Source organism: Mangrovicoccus sp. HB161399, assembly GCF_013184745.1.
GTDB lineage: Bacteria > Pseudomonadota > Alphaproteobacteria > Rhodobacterales > Rhodobacteraceae > Mangrovicoccus.
Genome location: NZ_JAATVU010000002.1, coordinates 97,999 through 121,511, shown reverse-complemented (window position 1 = coordinate 121,511; position 23,513 = coordinate 97,999). Strand labels below are relative to the sequence as shown.

Below are 23,513 nucleotides of genomic sequence, written 5' to 3'. Positions count from 1 at the left end.
GCCCAAAGAAAGCAAGAAATAAACACGAGGCAGAGATGAGCAGTCGTCTGATCGCGCTCGGGTTGTGTCTGGGCCTTGCAGCCTGCGGCGGGAAAGCTCCGCCGCGGAATCTGGACAATGCCTGCAGCATCGCCAGCCAGAGGGCAGATATCTACCGGGCCATGAAGAAGACCGAGCGAAAATGGGGCGTGCCGGTGCATGTGCAGATGGCCACGATCCACCAGGAAAGCCGGTTCAAGGACAACGCGCGGACGCCCTACCAATGGGGTCTCGGGGTGATTCCGATGGGGCGGCAGTCCTCGGCCTACGGCTATGCGCAGGCGCTGGACGGGACCTGGGACGAATACCGCCGCGGTCCGGGCCGCAGCGGCGCCAAGCGGAGCAACATCCGCGACGCGACCGATTTCATCGGCTGGTACATGGATGCCAGCTGGCGCACGCTCGGAATCCCGAAGAGCGACGCCAAGCGCCAGTACCTGGCCTATCACGAGGGGCGCGGCGGCTACGCGCGCGGCAGCTACAACTCGAAGCCCTGGCTCCTGAGCGTGGCTTCCAGCGTCGAGAGCCGCGCCTATGCCTACAAGCAGCAGCTGAGGGCCTGCGGCAAGTAGCGCCGGCGGACGATCCGGAACCGGAGGGCCTGCCTGCGGGCGGGCCCAACGGATACCGCCTGAAGCCGCATTCGATCTTTTCCTGAAATTTGCCATCCGTTCCCGCGGGCAGCCTGCCCGGTCCGGGACACGGGAGAGACATGTCCCGGCCAGCGGGTGCCGCGCCTGGAGGCCGGGCAAAAGAAAACCCCCGCCGAAGCGGGGGTTTTGCATGTCTGTAGCTGCGGGACGCGTCAGTCTTCGCCGCGCTCCGGCAGATCGACCAGGCCGCTGTCGTCCGGGCCGCCGAAGATGTCGTCGCCCAGAACCTGGCCGAAGCCGCCCGACATGTCGTCGGATTCCGGAGCGGCCAGCGCCAGCGCTGCTTCCGCCTCTTCCTGGCGCGCCTCGATGACCTTGGCGTCGCGGTCCGATGCGATCCGGCGGATCCGCTGGGTCGCACCGCCGGTGCCCGCCGGGATCAGGCGGCCGACGATGACGTTTTCCTTCAGGCCGACGAGCTTGTCGCGCTTGCCCTGGACCGAGGCCTCGGTGAGCACGCGGGTGGTCTCCTGGAAGGAGGCCGCCGAGATGAAGGAGCGCGTCTGCAGCGACGCCTTGGTGATGCCCAGCAGGATCGGCTCGCCCGATGCCGGACGGCCGCCCTTGGCCTCCGCCTTGGCATTGGCCTCGTCGAACTCGACCTTGTCGACATGCTCGCCCTTGAGGAGCGTGGTGTCGCCGGAGTCGAGGATCTCCCACTTCTGCAGCATCTGGCGGACGATCACCTCGATGTGCTTGTCGTTGATCTTCACGCCCTGCAGCCGGTAGACCGCCTGGACCTCGTCGATCATGTAGTCGGCAAGCGCCTCGATGCCCATGATCCGCAGGATGTCATGCGGGGCAGGGTTGCCGTCGAGGATGTAGTCGCCCTTCTGGACGAAGTCGCCCTCTGCCACCGGGATGTGCTTGCCCTTCGGCACCATGTACTCGACCGAGTCCATGGTGTCGTCCGCGGGCTCGATCGTGATGCGGCGCTTGTTCTTGTAGTCGCGGCCGAACTTCACGTAGCCGTCGAGCTCCGCGATGATCGCATGGTCCTTCGGACGCCGTGCTTCGAACAGTTCCGCCACCCGCGGCAGACCGCCGGTGATGTCCTTGGTGCCGCCGCCTTCGCGCGGGATCCGCGCGACGATGTCGCCCGGCTGCACTTCGGTGCCGTCTTCCAGCGACAGGATCGCGTCGACCGACATCGGGTAGGTGATCGGACGGCCCTGGTCGTTACGCATGGGCTGCCCGTCCTCGCCGACGATGATGATCTCCGGCTTCAGCTCGTTGCCCTTGGGCGCCGTCCGCCAGTCCATCACGATCTTCTGCGACATGCCGGTGGCATCGTCGACATCCTCGCGCACCGAGATGCCCGCGGTCAGGTCGACGAACTTCACCTTGCCCGCCGCTTCCGCGATCATCGGCAGGGTGAAGGGGTCCCATTCGAACAGGCGCTCGCCGCGGTTCACTTCCTGGCCGTCCTTGACCCAGAGCTTGGAGCCGTAGCCGACCTTGTGGGTCACCAGGTCCTCGCCGGTCTCGCCGACGATCGCCAGGACCAGGTTCCGGCCCATGACCAGGATGTCGCCGTTGGCAGCGGTCATCAGCTGCGGGTTGCGCAGCTCGACCCGGCCTGCCTGGCTGGATTCCTGGAAGGACTGCTGGCCGCCGCCCTGCGCCACGCCGCCGATGTGGAAGGTCCGCATCGTCAGCTGGGTGCCGGGTTCGCCGATCGACTGGGCCGCGATGATGCCGACGGCTTCGCCGATGTTCACCGGCGTGCCGCGGGCCAGGTCGCGGCCGTAGCACTTGGCGCAGACGCCATCCTCGGTATCGCAGGTCAGCGGCGAGCGGATCTGCATGGTCTGGATGCGCGCGGACTCGATCAGGTCGGCCTTGCGCTCGTCGATCAGCTCGTTCTGCGCAACCAGCAGCTCCTCGGTGCCCGGACGGAAGATGTCCTCCGCCGCGGTGCGGCCCAGGATGCGCTCGGCGAGCGAGGACACGACTTCGCCGTCATTGACCGCCGCCTGCGCGGTGATCGAGCGGGAGCCGCCGCAATCGTCCTGGCGGACGATGCAGTCCTGCGCCACGTCCACCAGACGGCGGGTCAGGTAGCCCGAGTTCGCCGTCTTCAGTGCCGTGTCCGACAGGCCCTTCCGGGCGCCGTGGGTCGAGTTGAAGTACTCGAGAACGGTGAGGCCTTCCTTGAAGTTCGAGATGATCGGCGTCTCGATGATCTCGCCGTTCGGCTTGTTCATCAGGCCGCGCATCCCGCCCAGCTGCTTCATCTGGGTCACGGAGCCCCGCGCCTTCGAGTCGGACATCATGTAGACCGAGTTCGGTTCGCCCTCGGATCCGTCCTCGTTGATCGGCAGCTTCTTGATGGTCGCCATCATGGCGTCGGTGACCTTGTCGTTGCACTTCGACCAGGCGTCCACCACCTTGTTGTACTTTTCGCCTTGGGTGATCAGGCCGTCCATGTACTGCTGTTCGAACTCCTTGACCTGGTCGCGCACGCCGTTGACGATCTCCCACTTGTTGTCGGGGATCACCATGTCGTCCTTGCCGAAGGAGATGCCGGCCTTGAAGGCCTCGCGGAAGCCGAGCGTCATGATCTGGTCGCAGAAGATGACCGACTCCTTCTGGCCGCAATAGCGGTAGACGGTGTCGATGACCTGCTGGACTTCGCCCTTCTTGAGCAGGCGGTTGACCAGCTCGAAGGGGGCCTTGGCGTTCAGCGGCAGCAGCGCGCCGACCTTCAGGCGGCCGGGCGTCGTCTGGTAGCGCTTGACGATTTCAAGGCCGTTGTCGTCGATCTGCTTGACCCGTGCGGTGACGGAGGCGTGCAGGTGGACGGCACCGGAGGCCAGCGCGTGCTCTACCTCTTCCATGTTGGCGAAGACCATGCCTTCGCCGACCATGCCCTTCCGCTCCAGGGTCACGTAGTAGAGACCCAGGATCATGTCCTGCGACGGAACGATGATCGGCGCGCCGTTGGCGGGCGACAGGACGTTGTTCGTCGACATCATCAGGACGCGCGCTTCCAGCTGGGCCTCGAGGCTCAGCGGGACGTGCACGGCCATCTGGTCGCCGTCGAAGTCGGCGTTGAACGCGGAGCAGACCAGCGGGTGCAGCTGGATTGCCTTGCCTTCGATCAGGACCGGTTCGAAGGCCTGGATGCCGAGGCGGTGCAGCGTCGGTGCGCGGTTCAGCATCACCGGATGCTCGCGGATCACCTCGTCGAGGATGTCCCAGACTTCCGGACGCTCTTTTTCGACGAGCTTCTTCGCCTGCTTCACGGTGCTCGACAGGCCCTTGGCCTCGAGGCGCGAGTAGATGAAGGGCTTGAAGAGCTCGAGCGCCATCTTCTTCGGCAGGCCGCACTGCTGCAGCTTCAGCTCGGGACCGGTCACGATCACGGACCGGCCGGAGAAGTCGACCCGCTTGCCCAGAAGGTTCTGGCGGAAGCGGCCCTGCTTGCCCTTGAGCATGTCGGACAGCGACTTCAGCGGACGCTTGTTGGCGCCGGTGATGACGCGGCCGCGGCGGCCGTTGTCGAACAGCGCGTCGACGGATTCCTGCAGCATCCGCTTTTCGTTGCGGATGATGATGTCCGGCGCGCGCAGTTCGATCAGCCGCTTGAGGCGGTTGTTCCGGTTGATCACGCGGCGGTAGAGGTCGTTGAGGTCCGAGGTCGCGAAGCGGCCGCCATCCAGCGGAACCAGCGGACGCAGTTCCGGCGGAATGACCGGGATCACGGTCATGATCATCCATTCCGGACGGTTGCCGGATTCGATGAAGGACTCGACGATCTTCAGGCGCTTGATGATCTTCTTCGGCTTCAGCTCGCCGGTGGCCTCCGCGAGGTCAGCGCGCAGCTGCTCGGCCTCGGCTTCGAGGTCGATCATCGACAGCATCTCGCGGATCGCCTCGGCGCCGATATTGGCGGTGAAGGCGTCAACGCCATAGGCGTCCTGCGCGTCCATGTACTCTTCTTCGGACAGCATCTGGCCCTGGGTCAGGTCGGTCAGACCCGGCTCGATGACCACGTACTGTTCGAAATAGAGGATCCGCTCCAGATCGCGCAGCGTCATGTCGAGCATGAGGCCGATCCGGGAGGGCAGGGACTTCAGGAACCAGATATGCGCGACCGGCGAGGCCAGCTCGATATGGCCCATGCGCTCGCGGCGCACCTTCTGCAAGGTGACCTCGACGCCGCACTTTTCGCAGACGACGCCGCGGTACTTCATCCGCTTGTACTTGCCGCAGAGGCATTCGTAGTCCTTGATCGGACCGAAGATGCGCGCGCAGAACAGGCCGTCACGTTCCGGCTTGAACGTGCGGTAGTTGATCGTCTCGGGCTTCTTGATCTCGCCATAGGACCACGACAGGATCCGTTCCGGGGAGGCGAGGGACACCTTGATCTCGTCGAACTGCTTCGGCGGGGTCAGGGGGTTGAACGGGTTGTTCACGAGTTCCTGGTTCATTGGGCTATCCTTGAAATTGCGCGGAAAATGGAGCGGCGGGCCCGGAGGCCCGCCCGGGGGAAAACCCGGTTACTCCGATCCCTCCGCGTCCAGGAGTTCCATGTTGAGGCCCAGACCCCGGACCTCCTTGACGAGAACGTTGAACGATTCCGGCACGCCGGCCTCGAAGTTGTCCTCGCCCTTGACGATGCTCTCGTAGACCTTGGTCCGGCCTGCCACGTCGTCCGACTTCACCGTCAGCATTTCCTGCAGGGTGTAGGCGGCGCCATAGGCTTCCAGGGCCCAGACCTCCATCTCCCCGAAGCGCTGGCCGCCGAACTGCGCCTTGCCTCCCAGCGGCTGCTGGGTGACCAGCGAGTACGGACCGGTGGACCGCGCGTGGATCTTGTCGTCCACGAGGTGGTGCAGCTTGAGCAGGTACTTCACGCCGACGGTGACCTTGCGCGAGAACTCCTCGCCGGTGCGGCCGTCGAACAGACGGCTCTGGCCGGAGGTGGAGAAGCCTGCCTTGGTCAGCGCCTCGTTGATGTCATGCTCCTTGGCGCCGTCGAAGACGGGCGTCGCGATCGGAACGCCGCCGGTGACATTGCCCGCCGCTTCCAGAAGCTGGCCCTCGTCCATATCGGCGATGCCCTCTTCCCAGATCTCGTCGCCATAGACGAACTTCATGGCGTCGCGGACCGGGGTGAGGTCGCCGTTGTGCTTGTAGGACTGCAGCGCCTCGTCGATCTGGATGCCCAGGCCGCGCGATGCCCAGCCCATGTGGGTTTCCAGGATCTGCCCGACGTTCATCCGCGACGGCACGCCCAGCGGGTTCAGGACGAAGTCGACCGGGGTGCCGTCCTCGAGGAACGGCATGTCCTCCATCGGCACCACGCGCGAGATCACGCCCTTGTTGCCGTGGCGGCCGGCCATCTTGTCGCCCGGCTGAAGCTTGCGCTTCACCGCGACGAAGACCTTGACCATCTTCATCACGCCCGGAGGCAGGTCGTCGCCGCGGCGGACCTTCTCGACCTTGTCCTCGAACCGTGCGTCGAGCGCGCGCTTCTGCGCCTCGTACTGCGCGTTCAGGGCCTCGATCATCTGCGCCTCGGCCTCGTCTTCCAGCGCGAGCTGCCACCACTGGCCGCGGCTCAGGCCGGAAAGGACCTCCTCGGTGATCTCGGTGCCCGGACGGATGCCCTTCGGACCCTTTACCGCGGGCTTGCCGAGGATCATGTCCTTGAGGCGCGCGTAGATGTTGCGCTCCAGGATGGCGAGTTCGTCGTCGCGGTCACGGCTGAGGCGTTCCACCTCTTCGCGCTCGATCTGGATCGCGCGCTCGTCCTTGTCGACGCCGTGGCGGTTGAACACCCGGACCTCGACGATGGTGCCGTAATCGCCCGGGGGCAGGCGCAGCGAGGTGTCGCGCACGTCGGACGCCTTCTCGCCGAAGATGGCGCGGAGGAGCTTCTCTTCCGGCGTCATCGGGCTTTCGCCCTTCGGCGTGATCTTGCCCACGAGGATGTCGCCCGGACCGACTTCGGCGCCGATGTAGACGATGCCCGCCTCGTCGAGGTTGCGCAGGGCTTCCTCGCCGACGTTCGGGATGTCGCGGGTGATCTCTTCCGGGCCCAGCTTCGTGTCGCGGGCGGCGACTTCGAATTCCTCGATGTGGATCGAGGTGAAGACGTCGTCACGCACGATGCGCTCGGAGATGAGGATGGAGTCCTCGTAGTTGTAGCCGTTCCACGGCATGAAGGCGACGATGACGTTCTTGCCGAGCGCCAATTCCCCCATGTCGGTGGACGGGCCGTCCGCGATGACTTCGCCCTTCGTGACCAGATCGCCCACCTTCACCTGCGGACGCTGGTTGATGCAGGTGTTCTGGTTCGAGCGCTGGAACTTGCGCATCCGGTAGATGTCGACGCCGGCATCGCCGAGCTCGAGATCCTCGGTGGCACGGATCACGATCCGGGTCGCGTCGACCTGGTCGATGATCCCGCCGCGCTTGGCCATGATCGCCGCGCCGGAGTCGCGGGCGACGACTTGCTCGATGCCGGTGCCGACCAGAGGCGCGGTGGCCTGCAGGAGCGGGACCGCCTGGCGCTGCATGTTCGAGCCCATGAGGGCGCGGTTGGCGTCGTCGTTTTCCAGGAACGGGATCAGCGAGGCCGCGACCGACACCAGCTGCTTCGGCGACACGTCGATCAGGTCGACGCTCTCGCGCGGGTTCAGCGTGTAGTCGCCCGACATCCGGGTGTTGACCATCTCGTTGGTGAGGCGGCCTTCCTCGTCCAGCGACGCGTTCGCCTGGGCGATGACGTGGCGCTGTTCCTCGGTGGCGGACATGTAGTGGACCTCATCGGTCACCTGCGCGTCCTTCACCACCCGGTAGGGGGTCTCGATGAAGCCGTACTTGTTCACGCGGGCGAAGGTCGCCAGCGAGTTGATGAGACCGATGTTCGGGCCTTCCGGCGTCTCGATCGGGCACATCCGGCCGTAGTGGGTCGTGTGGACGTCGCGGACCTCGAAGCCCGCGCGCTCGCGCGTCAGGCCGCCCGGCCCGAGCGCCGAAAGACGCCGCTTGTGGGTGACTTCCGACAGCGGGTTGGTCTGGTCCATGAACTGCGACAGCTGCGACGAGCCGAAGAACTCGCGCACGGCGGCAGCCGCGGGCTTGGCGTTGATCAGATCCTGCGGCATGACCGTGTCGATCTCGACGGAGGACATGCGCTCCTTGATGGCGCGCTCCATCCGCAGAAGGCCGACGCGGTACTGGTTCTCCATCAGCTCGCCGACGGACCGGACGCGGCGGTTGCCGAGGTGGTCGATGTCGTCGACTTCGCCCTTGCCGTCGCGCAGCTCGACCAGCGCCTTGATGCAGGCGATGATGTCTTCCTTGCGCAGCGTCCGCTGGGTGTCCTCGGCGTCGAGCGCCAGGCGCATGTTCATCTTCACCCGGCCGACGGCCGAGAGGTCGTAGCGCTCGCTATCGAAGAACAGGCTGTCGAACAGGGTCGAGGCGGCCTCGACGGTCGGCGGCTCGCCCGGGCGCATGACGCGGTAGATGTCCATGAGCGCGGTCTCGCGGCTCATGTTCTTGTCCGCGGCCATGGTGTTGCGGATGTAGGGGCCGACATTGATGTTGTCGATGTCCAGCACCGGGATCTCGCGCACGCCGGCATCGAGAAGGGTCTTCAGCGTGCCGCCGGAGATCTCGCCTTCCTTGTCGAGTTCCCAGGTCAGCTCGTCGCCGGCCTCGACATAGATCGCGCCGTTTTCCTCGTTGATGATGTCCTTGGCGACATAGCGGCCGATGATGTGGTCGAAGGGCACCAGCAGCTCGGTGACGGTGGCTTCGTCGATCAGCTGCTTGACCTTGCGCGGGGTCATCTTCTGGCCGGCTTCGCAGATGATCTCGCCGGTGGCGGCATCCACGAGGTCGTAGGTCGGGCGGGTGCCGCGCACGCGCTCGGGGAAGAACTTGGTCACCCAGCCGCGCGAGCCGTCGAGACGGAAGTTCACCGTGTCGTAATAGGCGTCGCAGATGCCTTCCTGGTCGAGGCCCAGGGCATAGAGCAGGGTCGTGACCGGCAGCTTGCGGCGGCGGTCGATGCGGGCGAACACGATGTCCTTGGCGTCGAACTCGAAGTCCAGCCAGGAGCCGCGGTAGGGAATGATGCGGCAGGCGAACAGCAGCTTGCCCGAGGCGTGGGTCTTGCCCTTGTCATGGTCGAAGAACACGCCCGGCGAGCGGTGCATCTGGGACACGATCACGCGCTCGGTGCCGTTGACGATGAAGGTGCCGTTGGGCGTCATCAGCGGCATGTCGCCCATGAAGACGTCCTGCTCCTTGATGTCCTTCACGGACTTCGCGCCGGTGTCCTCGTCGACATCGAACACGATCAGGCGCAGCGTCACCTTCAGCGGGCCGCTGTAGGTCATGTCGCGCTGCATGCACTCTTCGACGTCGTATTTCGGCTTTTCGAGCTCGTATTTCACGAATTCGAGAACGGCGGTCTCGTTGAAATCCTTGATCGGGAAAACGGACTGGAACACGCCCATGATGCCTTCGCCGTCCAGCGGCTGGGGGGCATCGCCCGATTTGAGGAACAATTCGTAGGAGCTTTTCTGAACCTCGATGAGGTTCGGCATCTCCAGAACTTCACGGATGCGACCGTAATATTTGCGGAGTCGTTTCTGGCCGAGGAAGGACTGAGCCATGCGCGTCGTCACCTTTCGTGTTTCGCCAACGCGCAGGCCGGTGGGGTGGCCGGCCGCACGCCGATGAAATCAGGGGGATCGGTCCATTCCTGGCTCCCGTCCCAAAGGGAGCCGCTCGACCGGTCCGCACCCTGGAGAGGGGCCGGGGCTTGCACGAGGCAGGCCCCTCTCCAAGACGCGGATAGCTGGACCCGGAAAATCCGGATCCAGCCACCGAATAGTGCAATCAGCTACGCGACATGCGCGTGCGCGATTACTTGAGCTCGACGACGGCGCCGACTGCTTCCAGCTTCGCCTTGATGTCGTTGGCTTCGTCTTTGGAGACCTGCTCCTTGACGGCTTTGCCACCGGCTTCGACCAGCTCTTTTGCTTCCTTGAGGCCCAGGCCGGTGATGCCGCGGACTTCTTTGATGACCTTGATCTTCTCGGCGCCTGCTTCTTTCAGGATCACGTCGAATTCGGTCTGCTCTTCGGCTGCGGCCGCGCCTGCGTCGGCTGCCGGGCCTGCCATCATGACGGCGCCGCCCGCTGCGGGCTCGATGCCGTACTCATCCTTCAGGATGGTTTTCAGTTCTTGTGCTTCGAGCAGGGTCAGGTTGACGATTTGCTCTGCGAGTGCTTTCAGATCAGCCATTTCTCTGGTTCCGTATATCTAGATATGTGTTCCAACGCGAAGTGTTCCAACCCCACGCGGTTCCCATGTCACGCGGCCTCGCCGCGCTCCTCGATTGTCGAAAGGATGCTTGCGATGTTGCTTGCAGGCGCGCCAATGGCACCGGCGATGTTCGAAGCAGGTGCACCGATGCAGCCGACGATGGAAGCGATGAGCTCCTCGCGCGACGGCATCTGGGACACGGTCTTCACACCGTTCCGGTCCAGCACCGTGCCACCCATTGCGCCGCCAAGAATCTGGAACTTGTCGTTCCCCTTGGCGAAATCCTCGGCAGCCTTGGCCGCAGCCACAGGATCCTCGGAATAGGACAGCACGGTCATGCCCGTCAGCAGGTCACCCATGGCTTCCGCCGGAGTGTCCTTCAGGGCGATCTTGGCGAGCCTGTTCTTGGCAACACGCACGAATCCGCCGGCATCGCGCATGCGCGCCCGCAGATCCTGCATTTCGGCAACCGTGAGACCCGCGTAGTGTGCAACCACCACGACGCCAGAGCTTTCGAAGATCTGGCCGAGTTCCTCGACCACTTTCTCTTTCTGGGCTCTATCCACAGTTTTGCTCCAAGTTTGAGGGGTTGCCCCCTCGGCTCATGTCTGCCGGGCACAGGGCCCGACGTTCGGGTCCGCTGATGGTCCCGAGGCCAGATCGCCAGAGAACAGGAATTTCCTGGTCCCAGAGAAACGTCTCGATCCCCATCTCAGGAAGGACATTAAGCGCCTTCGGTCAGCCCCTGGCGGCTTCCCTCGACGCACCCTCCGTCTCGGACAGACTACGGGAATCAGCCAATGTCCGATTCCCGCAGGAGCGTGTCCTGTAGCGGTCTTTCGCTCCGGGGGGAAGGGCCTTCTTGCGGATTTGACCGGATTGTCCGTCCGCGGACGGCAATTTCCGCGGCGGCGTCCGTCCGTCCGGGCAAACCAGCTGCATTCCGGGCGCCACGGGCATGGACTGCAGCCGCCGGAGAACGCGAAAGGGCAGCACCGCAAGGTGCTGCCCTCCGCAATCGGTGCCGCGCCGTATCAGACGGCGGCAGCTGCCGTTGCCGCGTCTTCGACGGCAACCGACACGCCCGGGCCCATGGTGGAGCTGAGCGAGATCTTCTTCAGGTACGCACCCTTGGCGCCGGTCGGCTTGGCGCGCGACACGGCCTCGACGAAGGCACGGACGTTCTCCGCCAGCTTGGCGTCGTCGAAGGAGCACTTGCCGATGCCTGCGTGGATGACGCCGGCCTTCTCGACCTTGAACTGGACTTCGCCGCCCTTGGCATTCGCCACGGCCTGGGCCACGTCCATGGTCACGGTGCCGACCTTCGGGTTCGGCATCAGGTTGCGCGGGCCGAGGATCTTGCCGAGACGGCCGACGATCGGCATCATGTCCGGCGTCGCGATGCAGCGGTCGAACTCGATCGTGCCGCCCTGGATCGTTTCCATCAGCTCTTCCGCGCCGACGATGTCCGCGCCTGCGGCCAGGGCTTCGTCAGCCTTGGCGCCGCGGGCGAAGACGGCGACGCGCACGGTCTTGCCGGTGCCGTTCGGCAGGGTGACCACGCCGCGGACCATCTGGTCTGCGTGGCGCGGGTCGACGCCGAGGTTCATGGCGATCTCGAGGGTCTCGTCGAATTTCGCGGAGGCCGAGCCCTTGATCAGGGCGACAGCTTCCTCGACGGAGAGGTTTTCCTTGCCGACGAAGGCTTCGCGGGCGGCTTTGGTGCGCTTACCGAGCTTTGCCATGACTTAGCCTTTCACCTCGATGCCCATGGTCCGCGCGGAACCAAGGATGATCTTCATTGCGCCTTCGATGTCGTTCGCGCTGAGGTCCTTCATCTTGGCCTCGGCGATCTCGCGCACCTGTGCAACGGTGACGGTCGCGATGGTTTCGCGGCCGGGCTTCTCGGCGCCCTTCGGACGGTTGCGCTTGCCAACCGGCTTCAGGCCCGCAGCTTTCTTCAGGTAGTAAGACGCAGGCGGCGTCTTGATGTCGATCGTGAACGACTTGTCCTGATAGTAGCTGATCACGGTCGGGCAGGGGGCGCCCGGCTCCATGTCCTGCGTCTTGGCGTTGAACGCCTTGCAGAATTCCATGATGTTGATGCCGCGCTGGCCCAGGGCCGGGCCGACGGGCGGGGACGGGTTCGCTTGGCCGGCCTTCACCTGAAGCTTCAGGGTGCCGATCAGTTTCTTGGCCATGAGGCCTCTCCTTCTGACAAGCGGCGGATTGCTCCGCCTCCAACGGCTGTCCGGCGCGCCGGCAGCCACTCGTTGCCGTGGTCAGGTCCCGGACGCGTCCGGGGCACCTCCCACGCCTTGCACTCAGATCAGCTTGGTGACCTGCGTGAATTCAAGCTCGACCGGGGTTTCCCGGCCGAAAATGGACACCGTCACCTTCAGGCGCTGGTTGTCCTCGTCCACCTCGCCCACGAGGCCTTCGAAATCCTCGAACGGGCCGTCGGCGACCTTGACCTTCTCGCCCACCTCGAAATGGATGAGCGTGCGGGGCTGTTCGACCCCTTCCTCGACCCGGTTCAGGATCTGGTTCACTTCGGCGTCGCGCATCGGCATCGGCTTGCCCTGCGGACCGAGGAACCCGGTGACCCGATTGATCGAGTTGATCAGGTGGTAGCCCTGATCGGTCATTTCCATCCGCACAAGCACGTAGCCCGGCATGAAGCGGCGCGGGACCGAGACCTTCTTGCCGCGGCGGATCTCGATCACTTCCTCTTCCGGGACGAGAACCTCTTCTATCTGGTCCTCAAGCCCCTTCTCGGCGACTTCGTGGCGGATCTGTTCCGCGATCTTCTTCTCGAAATTCGAGAGGACGCTGACCGAGTACCACCGTTTCGCCATCTTGCCTTATCCTTGTCCCGCCCGCAGCGGCTCGTCCCTTTGTGGAACAGCAGAGCACGCCGCGAATCGCGGCACGCCACGTTTTGAGTGAGTGTGCGTGCTAGCCCCCGCCGATCCGAAAGGCAAGAGCCGTTTTCCGCCCCCGGAGGGGGCCCGTCAGCTGCCGAAAACGGTCAGGACGGACTGCAGCCCGAAGCGGATGATCATGTCGATCACCGAGAAGAAAAGCGCGAAGATGGCGGTCAGGACCAGCACCATGAGGCTGGTGATCAGCACCTCGCGGCGGGTGGGCCAAGCGATCTTGGAGATCTCGCCGCGCACCTGCTGGATGAACTGAACGGGGTTGGTTGTCGCCATGTCCGGAACCTCTCTGAATCCCGGCGCAGATACTGCCTGTGGACAGATTGTTCAAGTCCCGTGGCGCGCGGGGCCGATCAGGGTGACGCCGGGGGTCCGCGCGACGGCCTCCAGGTCGCGGGCATGGCGGGCATCGGCACGCAGCCGCTGCAGCGGTCCGAAGGGCCGGAAGCCCGGGCCGCGGAAATCCGGGCGCAGGCCGTGGGCGCGGTAGAGGCCGCGCAGTTCCGCGCCGTCCATCCCTTCGTTTGCGCGGCCCGAGAGGTCGACCTCCGGATGGCCGGGCCCCAGCAGCGCGCCAAGGATCTGCGGTCCGCAGGCGGGATAGTCCTCGTAGCGCCAGACGGTGATCCCGGCGACGCCGGGCAGGGCGGCCAGCGCCGCGACCAGCGGCTGCCAGCGCAGGTCGGCCAGCCGGACCTGCCGGGAATAGGCCTTCCAGGGCAGGAACGGGTTCTGCCGCAGATGGAAGCGGTAGCAGGAGGCATAGTAGTCGGCCGGATGGCGCAGGGCGAGGAAGAGCCGCACCTCGCCCAGATCCAGCGCCGAGAGCAGTCCAGCCAGCCGGTCCTGGCCGCGGCGGTAGGGGCCGGGGCAGGGGCCGAGGAAGTTCTCTTCCATCGTGCCCAGGATATTTTCCTCGGAGATCGCCAGCAGCCGGCAGTCCTGCGACAGACGCCTGAGCCAGCGCCGCGCGCGGCCGGGCGCGGCCGTGCCGTCGATCGCCTCGAGAATGCCGGTCTTTCCCTTGCGGATCGGTCCGGGGCCGATCCAGGCGATGCCCGCCGCGCGCAGCTCCGGCCCGGCGCTGGCCAGCGCGGCCTGCAGATGCGTGCTGGCCGTCTTGTGGAGGCCGAGATGGATGTGGCAGCCCCGCGTTCCGCCTGTCGGCATGGCTCCTCCCGCGCGTTTCCCCGAAGCCATAGGCCGGATGCCCTAAGGAATGCTCTACCGCGGCGGAGGCTTCAGGCGCGCATTGGACTGCATGCGGGGGCATGAACCACCCCGCCCGGGCGTCCTTCGGTCGTGTTTCTGCCGCACACATCATGTCGCCAGGTCGCCTTGGCAGCGCCGTGCGGTGCAGCCAGGGCGGTCGGCGTCCAGCCGATGATCTGGGGGAATGCGCCGGGTCTCTGAGCTGCGGCCCGCCTCTGGGCCGGGGCTTGGCGGGCGCGGAGCTATTCTGCTCGCTGTTCGGCAGGGCGGGCACGGGCTATCTGGCATTGCTGGTGCGGCGCTGCACCTCGTACGCGAGGCGCTGGACCTTTCCGCCGGTGCCGCGGGCAAGATTTCGGGGGCGCGGCTCTCTTGCCGGGCCTTCCTGCTTGCAGCGGCGAATCCCCGGGAGATCCCGCTCTTCGCGGCACGCTTTCCGCGGTCATATCGCCGGAGCTGCCTGCTCCGGAGTGATCGGCGGTTCCCGTCCTGGCGTTCAGCGCGATTTCGGTTCTGCCACGCAGCTGATGTTCGGCGTCCTCAGCGGTCCCGAAAGGACGGGTGCCGGCCGTCATGCGCTGCCCCGGGTTCCGGAGCGTGGCGGGACTGCTGCCGTCCGGCGTCGCGGGAACGGCCGCACATGGCATCCGTCTCGATGCGGCGGCAGCACTGGCAATGTTCCGGCAATTGGAAGGTGGCAGGGGCAGCAGGGTTCGAACCCGCGACCTACGGTTTTGGAGACCGTCGCTCTACCAGCTGAGCTATACCCCTATCCTGCAGACCTTGCGGGCGTGCCGCCGATCTGCCGTCAGGCCTTGGCTGAGCCGCCGCCTGTGGTGGCCTTATCTGGTGCAGCCGGGGGAGGAGTGCAAGCGGATTCTTCCGGTGAATCGAAAAAATCCGCCTCCTTTGCTGCATCCCGCCGGGCGGCTGGCGCCCGGCGGAAAACGGGTCAGCGCTTCTCGAGCTGGGTGACGTCGCGGACGGCACCCTTGGCGGCGGAGGTGGTCAGCGCGGCATAGGCCTTCAGCGCCGAGGACACCTTGCGGGCTCGCTTCTCTTCCGGCTTCCAGCCCTTCTCGTCGCGGGCGAGGCGGCGGGCGGCCAGGGCCGCGTCGTCGACTGCCAGGTGGATTTTCCGGTTCGGGATGTCGATCTCGATCAGGTCGCCTTCCTCGACCAGGCCGATCGTGCCGCCTTCGGCCGCCTCGGGCGAGACATGGCCGATGGACAGCCCCGAGGAGCCCCCGGAGAAGCGGCCGTCGGTGACCAGCGCGCAGGCTTTGCCCAGGCCCTTCGACTTCAGGTAGGAGGTCGGGTAGAGCATTTCCTGCATGCCGGGGCCGCCGCGCGGTCCCTCGTAGCGGATCAGCACCACGTCGCCTTCCTTCACCTTGTTCGTCAGGATCGCCGACACGGCAGTATCCTGCGATTCGAAGATGCGGGCCGGTCCGTGGAAGACCAGGATCGACTCGTCGACGCCGGCGGTCTTCACGATGCAGCCGTCCTCGGCGAGGTTGCCGTAGAGCACGGCCAGGCCGCCGTCCTTCGAAAACGCATGCTCGGCATCGCGGATCACGCCGGCTTCGCGGTCCAGATCCAGCGTGTCGTAGCGGCGGTCCTGGCTGAAGGCGACCTGGGTCGGCACGCCGCCGGGGGCTGCGCGGAAGAAGTCATGCACCGTCTCGGAATTCGTGCGGGTCACGTCCCAGCGGTCCAGCGCATGGGCGAGGCTTTCCGAGTGGACGGAGCCCACGCTGGTGTCGAGCAGGCCGGCGCGGTCCAGCTCGCCCAGGATCGACATGATGCCGCCGGCGCGGTGGACATCTTCCATGTGCACGTCGGATTTAGCCGGCGCGACCTTGCAGAGCACGGGGACGTTGCGGCTGAGCTGGTCGATCGTGGACATGTCGAAATCGACCTCGCCCTCGACCGCCGCGGCCAGCAGGTGCAGCACGGTATTGGTCGAGCCGCCCATCGCGATATCCAGCGTCATGGCGTTCTTGAAGGCCGGGACCGTCGCGATCGAGCGCGGCAGCACGGAGGCGTCGTTCTGCTCGTAGTAGCGGCGGGCGAGGTCGACGACCAGATGGCCGGCCTCGACGAAGAGCCGCTGGCGGTCGGCGTGGGTGGCCAGCGTCGAGCCGTTGCCGGGCAGCGACAGGCCGAGCGCCTCGGTCAGGCAGTTCATCGAGTTCGCGGTGAACATGCCCGAGCACGAGCCGCAGGTCGGGCAGGCAGAGCGCTCGATGGTGGCGACATCGGCGTCCGAGATCCGGTCATCTGCGGCGGCGACCATGGCGTCGACGAGGTCGAGTGCCTGTTCCTTGCCGTCTTCCCACACGACCTTGCCGGCCTCCATCGGGCCGCCGGAGACGAAGACCACCGGGATGTTCAGGCGCATCGCAGCCATCAGCATGCCGGGGGTGATCTTGTCGCAATTGGAGATGCAGACCATCGCGTCGGCGCAATGCGCGTTCACCATGTATTCCACGCTGTCGGCGATGATCTCGCGCGACGGCAGGGAATACAGCATCCCGTCATGGCCCATGGCGATGCCGTCATCGACCGCGATCGTGTTGAACTCCTTGGCGACGCCGCCGGCCTTCTCGACCTCGCGGGCCACCATCTGGCCCAGGTCCTTGAGGTGGACATGGCCGGGCACGAACTGGGTGAAGCTGTTGACGATGGCGATGATCGGCTTGCCGAAATCGTCGTCGGTCATCCCCGTGGCGCGCCAGAGGCCGCGGGCCCCTGCCATGTTGCGGCCATGGGTACTGGTTCTCGAGCGGTACTGGGGCATCGGACCCTCCCTTGGAAACTGTCGGCGCCTTCTATCAGTCTCGAAAAGCGGTGGGAAATATATTATTGTGCGCAGATTGGGTCGCTGGAGATATGACGGATGGATGTGCGCCCGCTGAGGCATTTCGCGGCGGTGGCGGAGGAACTGCATTTCGGGCGGGCGGCCGAGCGGCTGGGCATGACGCAGCCGCCGCTCAGCCAGTCGATCCAGGCGCTGGAGCGGCGGCTCGGCGCGGCCCTGTTCATCCGGACCCGGCGCAGCGTGGCGCTCAGCCCCTTCGGCGCGGCCTGGCTGCCGCAGGTGCGCGCGGCGCTGGCGGCCGTCGATGCGCTGGAGCCGGCGGCGGAGCGGATCCTCGGCGGCCATTCCGGACGGCTGGAGCTGTCCTTCGTCTCCACCGCCGACTATTCCATCCTGCCGCGGCTGGTGCACCGCTTCCGCGAGCTCTACCCGGAGGTGGAGCTGTCGCTGAACGAGGCGACCAGCGACCGGCAGATCGCGGCGCTGGCCGAGGGCAGGGGGCAGGCGGGGATCGTGATCCGGCAGGGCGTCGGCGTTCTGCCCGAGGGCTTCGCCTACCGCCGGCTGCTGGTCGAGCCGCTGATCGCCGCAATTCCGGAGCTGTGGATCGACGAGGGGCGGCTGGTCCCGGAGGCCGGGCGGATCCCGGCGGAGGCGGTGATCGCCTCGCCGCTGATCCTGTTCCCGCGCCGCGCCGCGCCGGTCTTCCACGATCTCGTCACCGGCTACTATTCGGAATGCGGCGGCGAGGCCCATGTCGCCCAGCATGCGATCCAGATGCAGACCATCATCAGCCTGGTCTCGGCCGGGATGGGCATCGCTCTGGTGCCGCGGTCCCTGCGCAACCTTGCGCGGACCGGCGTGCGCTATCTCGATCTGGCCGCCGCGCCGCCCGAGCTGGAAACCGGCATCATCTGGCGGTCCGGGGAGGCGCCGCCGGTGCTGCGCAACTTCCTGTCGGTGGTGGAGGCGGAGCTTGCCGAGGGCGGCTGATGCGGGCCGATCCCGGAAGGGGCCATTGCCGGGGCGCCGGTTCTGTGGTTCACGGACCTGACACCTGCCCGTGACGCCGCGAAAGTTCCGAGACATGCTGAGTTCCACCGACAACATCCGCGGTGCGGTCCTGATGACGGCCTGCATGGGCGCCTTCGCGACCAATGACGCGCTGATGCGGTCGATTGCGGGCCAGATCCCGGTCTCGCAGGCGATCTTCATCCGCGGCGCTGTCTCCAGCTTCCTTCTGGCCTGCATCCTCTTCGCGACGCGCAAGAGCCTGCCCATGCCGCGCGGGCGCGACCTGCGCACGATCCTGACCCGCTCGGCGGCAGAGGCCGGGACCGGGACCTCGGTGATCGTCTCGCTCTACCACATGCCGCTGTCGGTCTTCACCGCGATCGGCCAGGCGGCGCCCCTGAGCGTGACGCTGGCCGGCGCGGTCTTCCTGAAGGAGCCGATCGGCTGGCGCCGTCTGGCCGCGATCACCGCTGGCTTCCTCGGCGTGCTGGTGATCATCCGCCCGGGCACCGAGGGATTCTCGGCCTGGAGCCTGGTGGCGCTGCTGGCCGTGGCCTTCCTGACGCTGCGCGACCTCTCCTCGCGCCAGATCCCCGCGGCGATCCCGCCGACCATCCCGGCCTTCTGCGGCTCGCTGGCCACCACCACGATGGCGCTGGTCTGGGGGATGTTCTCCGACTGGCAGGCGGTGCCGCTCTTGGTGGCGGTCACGCTCTGCGGCGGCGGGGTGCTGCTGGTCGCGGCCTACCTGCTCGCGATCCAGTCGATGCGCTCGGGCGAGATCGGCTTCGTCGCGCCCTTCCGCTACATGGGCCTGCTCTGGGCAATCCTGATCGGGGTGATCTGGCTGAAGGAGACGCTCGACATCTATACGGTCATCGGTTCGGCCATCGTCGTGGCCTCGGGCGGATACTCGCTCTGGCGCGAGATCCGGCTGCGCCGCCTGCGCGCGCGGCCGGTCATTCCGCGCCCGTGATCCGGGCATGCCGGGAAACCCTCCCGGGGAATGGGTCCAGTTGTCCGGGGTGCTGTTGACAACCCCCGCGACTCTGCATATACGCCGCCCAATCGCGACGGGATCACTGTATCCTGTCGCATCTCAAGTATTTAAGTGGTCAAGATCCGGGCCGTGAAAAGCCCCGATCCTCTGAGGACCCACCACGGCGTACCCCACTGTGGGACGGCGTGGTTTTTGCGCTTTGTCCGGGTCCCGGGCTCGGCGTCTCAGGGGCCTACGCACGGCAGGTGCGCGAGAGACGAAGAAAATGTGCAAAGCGGAGAGATACCCGGCATGCCAACGATCCAACAGCTGATCCGCAAACCGCGGCAGCCCAAAGTGAAGCGCTCCAAGTCCCAGCACCTGGAGTCCTGCCCCCAGAAGCGCGGCGTCTGCACGCGCGTCTACACCACCACTCCGAAGAAGCCGAACTCGGCAATGCGGAAGGTGGCCAAGGTGCGTCTCACCAACGGCTACGAGGTGATCAGCTACATCCCGGGTGAAAGCCACAACCTTCAGGAGCACTCCGTTGTCCTGATCCGTGGCGGCCGGGTGAAGGACCTTCCGGGCGTCCGTTACCACATCCTCCGCGGCGTCCTGGATACCCAAGGCGTCAAAGACCGTAAGCAGCGCCGCTCGAAGTACGGCGCGAAGCGCCCGAAATAAGGAGAGACGTAGATGTCCCGTCGTCACGCTGCTGAAAAACGCGAAGTCCTGCCTGACGCCAAGTATGGCGACAAGGTTCTGACCAAGTTCATGAACAACCTCATGGTGGATGGCAAGAAATCCACCGCCGAGCGCATCGTCTACAACGCCTTCGACCGCGTCGAAGCGAAGACGAAGAAATCGCCGGTCGAGGTCTTCCACGAGGCCATGGACAACATCAAGCCGTCCGTCGAGGTCCGCTCCCGCCGGGTCGGCGGTGCGACCTACCAGGTTCCGGTCGAAGTCCGTCCCGAGCGCCGCGAAGCGCTGGCCATCCGCTGGCTGATCGCTGCTGCCCGCAACCGCAACGAGAACACCATGGAAGAGCGCCTCGCAGGCGAGCTCGTCGATGCGCTGAACTCGCGTGGTACCGCGGTCAAGAAGCGCGAAGACACGCACAAGATGGCAGACGCCAACAAGGCGTTCAGCCACTACCGCTGGTAACTTTCTGACCTACTCCGCCTGAAGGACATCTCCCATGGCACGCGACTACCCACTCGAGCGGTACCGGAACTTCGGTATCATGGCCCATATCGACGCGGGCAAGACCACCACGTCGGAACGGATCCTGTACTACACCGGCAAGTCCCACAACATCGGGGAAGTGCACGACGGCGCCGCGACCATGGACTGGATGGAGCAGGAGCAGGAGCGGGGCATTACCATCACCTCGGCTGCGACGACCACCTTCTGGCAGCGCCAGGAGCTTCCGACCGCCGACGGTACCTCTGACACGAAGTACCGCTTCAACATCATCGACACCCCCGGCCACGTCGACTTCACCATCGAAGTCGAGCGTTCGCTGGCGGTGCTCGACGGTGCTGTCTGCGTGCTCGACGCCAACGCAGGCGTCGAGCCCCAGACCGAAACCGTGTGGCGCCAGGCTGACCGCTACAAGGTTCCGCGCATCGTGTTCGTCAACAAGATGGACAAGATCGGCGCTGACTTCTTCAACTGCCACAAGATGATCGAAGACCGCACCGGCGCGCGCGCCATCCCGGTCGCGATTCCGATCGGTGCCGAGACCGAGCTGGAAGGCCTGCTCGACCTCGTCCTGATGAAGGAATGGCTGTGGAAGGGCGACGACCTCGGCGCAAGCTGGGTCCTCGAGGACATCCGTCCCGAGCTGCAGGACCAGGCCGACGAGTGGCGCGGCGTCATGATCGAAGCCGCCGTCGAAATGGACGACGAGTGGATGGAGAAGTATCTCGAAGGCGAAGAGCCCGACGTCGATACCCTCCGCAAGCTGCTCCGCAAGGGCACGCTGGAAATGGCGTTCGTCCCGATGCTGGGCGGTTCCGCATTCAAGAACAAGGCCGTGCAGCCGCTGCTGAACGCCGTCATCGACTTCCTGCCGAGCCCGCTCGACGTGGTCGACTACATGGGCTTCAAGCCGGGCGACGAAGAGGAAGTCCGGAACATCGCGCGCCGCGCTGATGACAACATGCCCTTCGCCGGCCTTGCGTTCAAAATCATGAACGACCCCTTCGTCGGTTCGCTGACCTTCACCCGGATCTACTCCGGCGTCATGAAGAAGGGCGACCAGCTGCTCAATGCGACCAAGGGCAAGCGCGAGCGTGTCGGCCGCATGATGATGATGCACTCGAACAACCGCGAGGAAATCGAGGAAGCGTTCGCAGGCGACATCATCGCGCTGGCGGGTCTCAAGGACACCACCACCGGCGACACGCTCTGCGATCCGAAGGATCCGGTCGTCCTGGAAACCATGACCTTCCCCGAGCCGGTGATCGAGATCGCCGTCGAGCCGAAGACCAAGGCCGACCAGGAGAAGATGTCCCAGGGCCTCGCGCGCCTCGCCGCCGAAGACCCGTCCTTCCGCGTCGAGACCGACCTCGAGTCGGGCCAGACCATCATGAAGGGCATGGGCGAACTTCACCTCGACATCCTCGTCGACCGCCTGAAGCGCGAATTCAAGGTGGAAGCGAACATCGGTGCGCCGCAGGTGGCCTACCGCGAAACGATCAGCCACGAAGCCGAAGTGGACTACACCCACAAGAAGCAGTCGGGCGGTTCGGGCCAGTTCGCACGCGTGAAGATGACCATCACCCCGACCGAGCCGGGCGAAGGCTTCTCCTTCGAATCCAAGATCGTCGGCGGCGCGGTGCCGAAGGAATACATCCCCGGCGTCGAGAAGGGCATCAAGTCGGTCATGGACTCCGGTCCGCTGGCAGGCTTCCCGGTGATCGACTTCAAGGTGGCCCTGACCGACGGTGCCTTCCATGACGTCGACTCCTCGGTCCTGGCGTTCGAGATCGCCGCACGTGCAGGCATGCGCGAAGGCCTCAAGAAGGCAGGCGCGAAGCTGCTCGAGCCGATGATGAAGGTCGAAGTGATCACTCCGGAAGAATACACCGGTTCGATCATCGGCGACCTGACCTCGCGGCGCGGCCAGGTGTCCGGACAGGAAAACCGCGGCAACGCGATCGCGATCGACGCGTTCGTGCCGCTGGCCAACATGTTCGGCTACATCAACACCCTGCGCTCCATGTCCTCGGGCCGCGCGCAGTTCACCATGCAGTTCGACCACTACGATCCGGTGCCGTCGAACATCTCCGAGGAAATCCAGGCGAAATACGCCTGATCTGGCGGCGGGCCCTGTGGCCCGCCCTGCCATCCACCCGTAGGGTGAGCCCGGCGCTCACCGCCAGGAACGAAAACAGGAGGCCACCATGGCAAAGGCAAAGTTTGAGCGTAACAAGCCGCACGTGAACATCGGCACGATCGGTCACGTTGACCACGGCAAGACGACGCTGACCGCAGCAATCACGAAGTACTTCGGCGAATTCCGCGCCTACGACCAGATCGACGGCGCGCCGGAAGAGAAGGCCCGCGGCATCACCATCTCCACCGCGCACGTGGAATACGAGACCGAGGCGCGCCACTACGCCCACGTCGACTGCCCCGGCCACGCCGACTACGTCAAGAACATGATCACCGGTGCCGCCCAGATGGACGGCGCGATCCTGGTCGTGAACGCCGCCGACGGCCCGATGCCGCAGACCCGCGAGCACATCCTGCTGGCGCGCCAGGTCGGCGTCCCGGCGCTGGTCGTGTTCCTCAACAAGGTCGACCAGGTCGATGACGAGGAGCTGCTCGAGCTCGTCGAGATGGAAGTCCGCGAACTGCTGTCCTCCTACGACTTCCCCGGCGACGACATCCCGATCATCGCGGGTTCGGCGCTGGCCGCGATGGAAGGCCGCGACAACGCGATCGGCGAGGACAAGATCCGCGAGCTGATGGCTGCCGTCGACGAGTACATCCCGACCCCGGACCGTCCGATCGACCAGCCGTTCCTGATGCCGATCGAGGACGTGTTCTCGATCTCCGGCCGCGGCACCGTCGTGACCGGCCGCGTCGAGCGCGGTGTCATCAATGTCGGCGACGAAATCGAGATCGTCGGCATCCGCGACACCAAGAAGACGACCTGCACCGGCGTCGAGATGTTCCGCAAGCTGCTGGACCGCGGCGAAGCCGGCGACAACATCGGCGCGCTGCTGCGCGGCGTCGACCGTGAAGGCGTCGAGCGCGGCCAGGTTCTCTGCAAGCCGGGCTCCGTGACCCCGCACACGAAGTTCGAGGCCGAGGCCTACATCCTGACCAAGGAAGAGGGCGGCCGCCACACGCCGTTCTTCGCGAACTACCGTCCGCAGTTCTACTTCCGGACCACCGACGTGACCGGGACCGTGACGCTGCCGGAAGGCACCGAGATGGTGATGCCGGGCGACAACCTGAAGTTCACGGTCGAGCTGATCGCTCCGATCGCGATGGAAGAGAAGCTGCGCTTCGCCATCCGCGAAGGCGGCCGCACCGTC

The 23,513-nt window shown here is 65.6% G+C and carries 17 protein-coding genes and 1 tRNA gene; 7 read left to right on the top strand and 11 right to left on the bottom strand.

Annotated elements, in window-relative coordinates:
* Positions 1 to 35 precede the first annotated feature (35 nt).
* Complete coding sequence (locus HCC78_RS01925; RefSeq protein ID WP_172327040.1) at positions 36 to 611, top strand: lytic transglycosylase; 576 nt, start codon at positions 36 to 38, stop codon at positions 609 to 611.
* 233 nt (positions 612 to 844) lie between these two features.
* On the opposite strand, the gene rpoC is transcribed toward HCC78_RS01925, so the two are convergent.
* The 11 genes from rpoC to ilvD form a co-directional block, all read right to left on the bottom strand.
* A complete protein-coding gene (gene rpoC / locus HCC78_RS01920; RefSeq protein ID WP_172327039.1) occupies positions 845 to 5,128 on the bottom strand; it encodes a DNA-directed RNA polymerase subunit beta' in 4,284 nt (1,427 codons plus the stop codon).
* Positions 5,129 to 5,197: 69 nt separating this feature from the next.
* Positions 5,198 to 9,334 carry a DNA-directed RNA polymerase subunit beta gene (rpoB, locus tag HCC78_RS01915; RefSeq protein WP_172327038.1) on the bottom strand — a complete coding sequence of 1,379 codons (4,137 nt, stop codon included), beginning with the start codon at positions 9,332 to 9,334 and terminating at the stop codon, positions 5,198 to 5,200.
* 253 nt (positions 9,335 to 9,587) lie between these two features.
* Positions 9,588 to 9,968 carry a 50S ribosomal protein L7/L12 gene (gene rplL / locus HCC78_RS01910; RefSeq protein WP_172327037.1) on the bottom strand — a complete coding sequence of 127 codons (381 nt, stop codon included), beginning with the start codon at positions 9,966 to 9,968 and terminating at the stop codon, positions 9,588 to 9,590.
* 68 nt (positions 9,969 to 10,036) lie between these two features.
* Complete coding sequence (gene rplJ / locus HCC78_RS01905) at positions 10,037 to 10,555, bottom strand: 50S ribosomal protein L10 (RefSeq protein ID WP_172327036.1); 519 nt, start codon at positions 10,553 to 10,555, stop codon at positions 10,037 to 10,039.
* Between the two features lie 468 nt (positions 10,556 to 11,023).
* Positions 11,024 to 11,734, bottom strand: coding sequence for a 50S ribosomal protein L1 (rplA, locus tag HCC78_RS01900; RefSeq protein ID WP_172327035.1), 711 nt, complete (start codon positions 11,732 to 11,734; stop codon positions 11,024 to 11,026).
* 3 nt (positions 11,735 to 11,737) lie between these two features.
* Positions 11,738 to 12,190, bottom strand: a complete 453-nt coding sequence (gene rplK, locus HCC78_RS01895; RefSeq protein ID WP_172327034.1) for a 50S ribosomal protein L11 — start codon at positions 12,188 to 12,190, stop codon at positions 11,738 to 11,740.
* A 123-nt stretch (positions 12,191 to 12,313) separates the two neighbouring features.
* A complete protein-coding gene (nusG, locus tag HCC78_RS01890; protein ID WP_172327033.1) occupies positions 12,314 to 12,847 on the bottom strand; it encodes a transcription termination/antitermination protein NusG in 534 nt (177 codons plus the stop codon).
* A gap of 156 nt (positions 12,848 to 13,003) precedes the next feature.
* A complete protein-coding gene (gene secE, locus HCC78_RS01885) occupies positions 13,004 to 13,204 on the bottom strand; it encodes a preprotein translocase subunit SecE (protein WP_172327032.1) in 201 nt (66 codons plus the stop codon).
* Positions 13,205 to 13,255: 51 nt separating this feature from the next.
* Positions 13,256 to 14,098 carry a hypothetical protein gene (locus tag HCC78_RS01880; protein ID WP_172327031.1) on the bottom strand — a complete coding sequence of 281 codons (843 nt, stop codon included), beginning with the start codon at positions 14,096 to 14,098 and terminating at the stop codon, positions 13,256 to 13,258.
* Between the two features lie 737 nt (positions 14,099 to 14,835).
* Positions 14,836 to 14,911, bottom strand: a tRNA-Trp gene (locus tag HCC78_RS01875).
* A 181-nt stretch (positions 14,912 to 15,092) separates the two neighbouring features.
* Positions 15,093 to 16,943, bottom strand: coding sequence for a dihydroxy-acid dehydratase (ilvD, locus tag HCC78_RS01870; protein WP_172327030.1), 1,851 nt, complete (start codon positions 16,941 to 16,943; stop codon positions 15,093 to 15,095).
* Between the two features lie 99 nt (positions 16,944 to 17,042).
* On the opposite strand from ilvD, the gene HCC78_RS01865 reads away from it, so the two are divergent.
* The 6 genes from HCC78_RS01865 to tuf all read left to right on the top strand — a co-directional run.
* Complete coding sequence (locus HCC78_RS01865; RefSeq protein ID WP_172327029.1) at positions 17,043 to 17,957, top strand: LysR family transcriptional regulator; 915 nt, start codon at positions 17,043 to 17,045, stop codon at positions 17,955 to 17,957.
* A 94-nt stretch (positions 17,958 to 18,051) separates the two neighbouring features.
* Entirely contained in the window at positions 18,052 to 18,954 is a 903-nt protein-coding gene (locus HCC78_RS01860) for a DMT family transporter (RefSeq protein WP_172327028.1), read from the top strand.
* Positions 18,955 to 19,269: 315 nt separating this feature from the next.
* Positions 19,270 to 19,641, top strand: coding sequence for a 30S ribosomal protein S12 (rpsL, locus tag HCC78_RS01855; protein WP_008331617.1), 372 nt, complete (start codon positions 19,270 to 19,272; stop codon positions 19,639 to 19,641).
* 12 nt (positions 19,642 to 19,653) lie between these two features.
* Positions 19,654 to 20,124 carry a 30S ribosomal protein S7 gene (gene rpsG / locus HCC78_RS01850; RefSeq protein ID WP_138469896.1) on the top strand — a complete coding sequence of 157 codons (471 nt, stop codon included), beginning with the start codon at positions 19,654 to 19,656 and terminating at the stop codon, positions 20,122 to 20,124.
* A 34-nt stretch (positions 20,125 to 20,158) separates the two neighbouring features.
* Complete coding sequence (gene fusA, locus HCC78_RS01845) at positions 20,159 to 22,282, top strand: elongation factor G (RefSeq protein WP_172327027.1); 2,124 nt, start codon at positions 20,159 to 20,161, stop codon at positions 22,280 to 22,282.
* 88 nt (positions 22,283 to 22,370) lie between these two features.
* Positions 22,371 to 23,513, top strand: a 1,143-nt coding sequence (tuf, locus tag HCC78_RS01840; protein ID WP_172327026.1) for an elongation factor Tu, incomplete at its 3' end; no start/stop codon positions are given.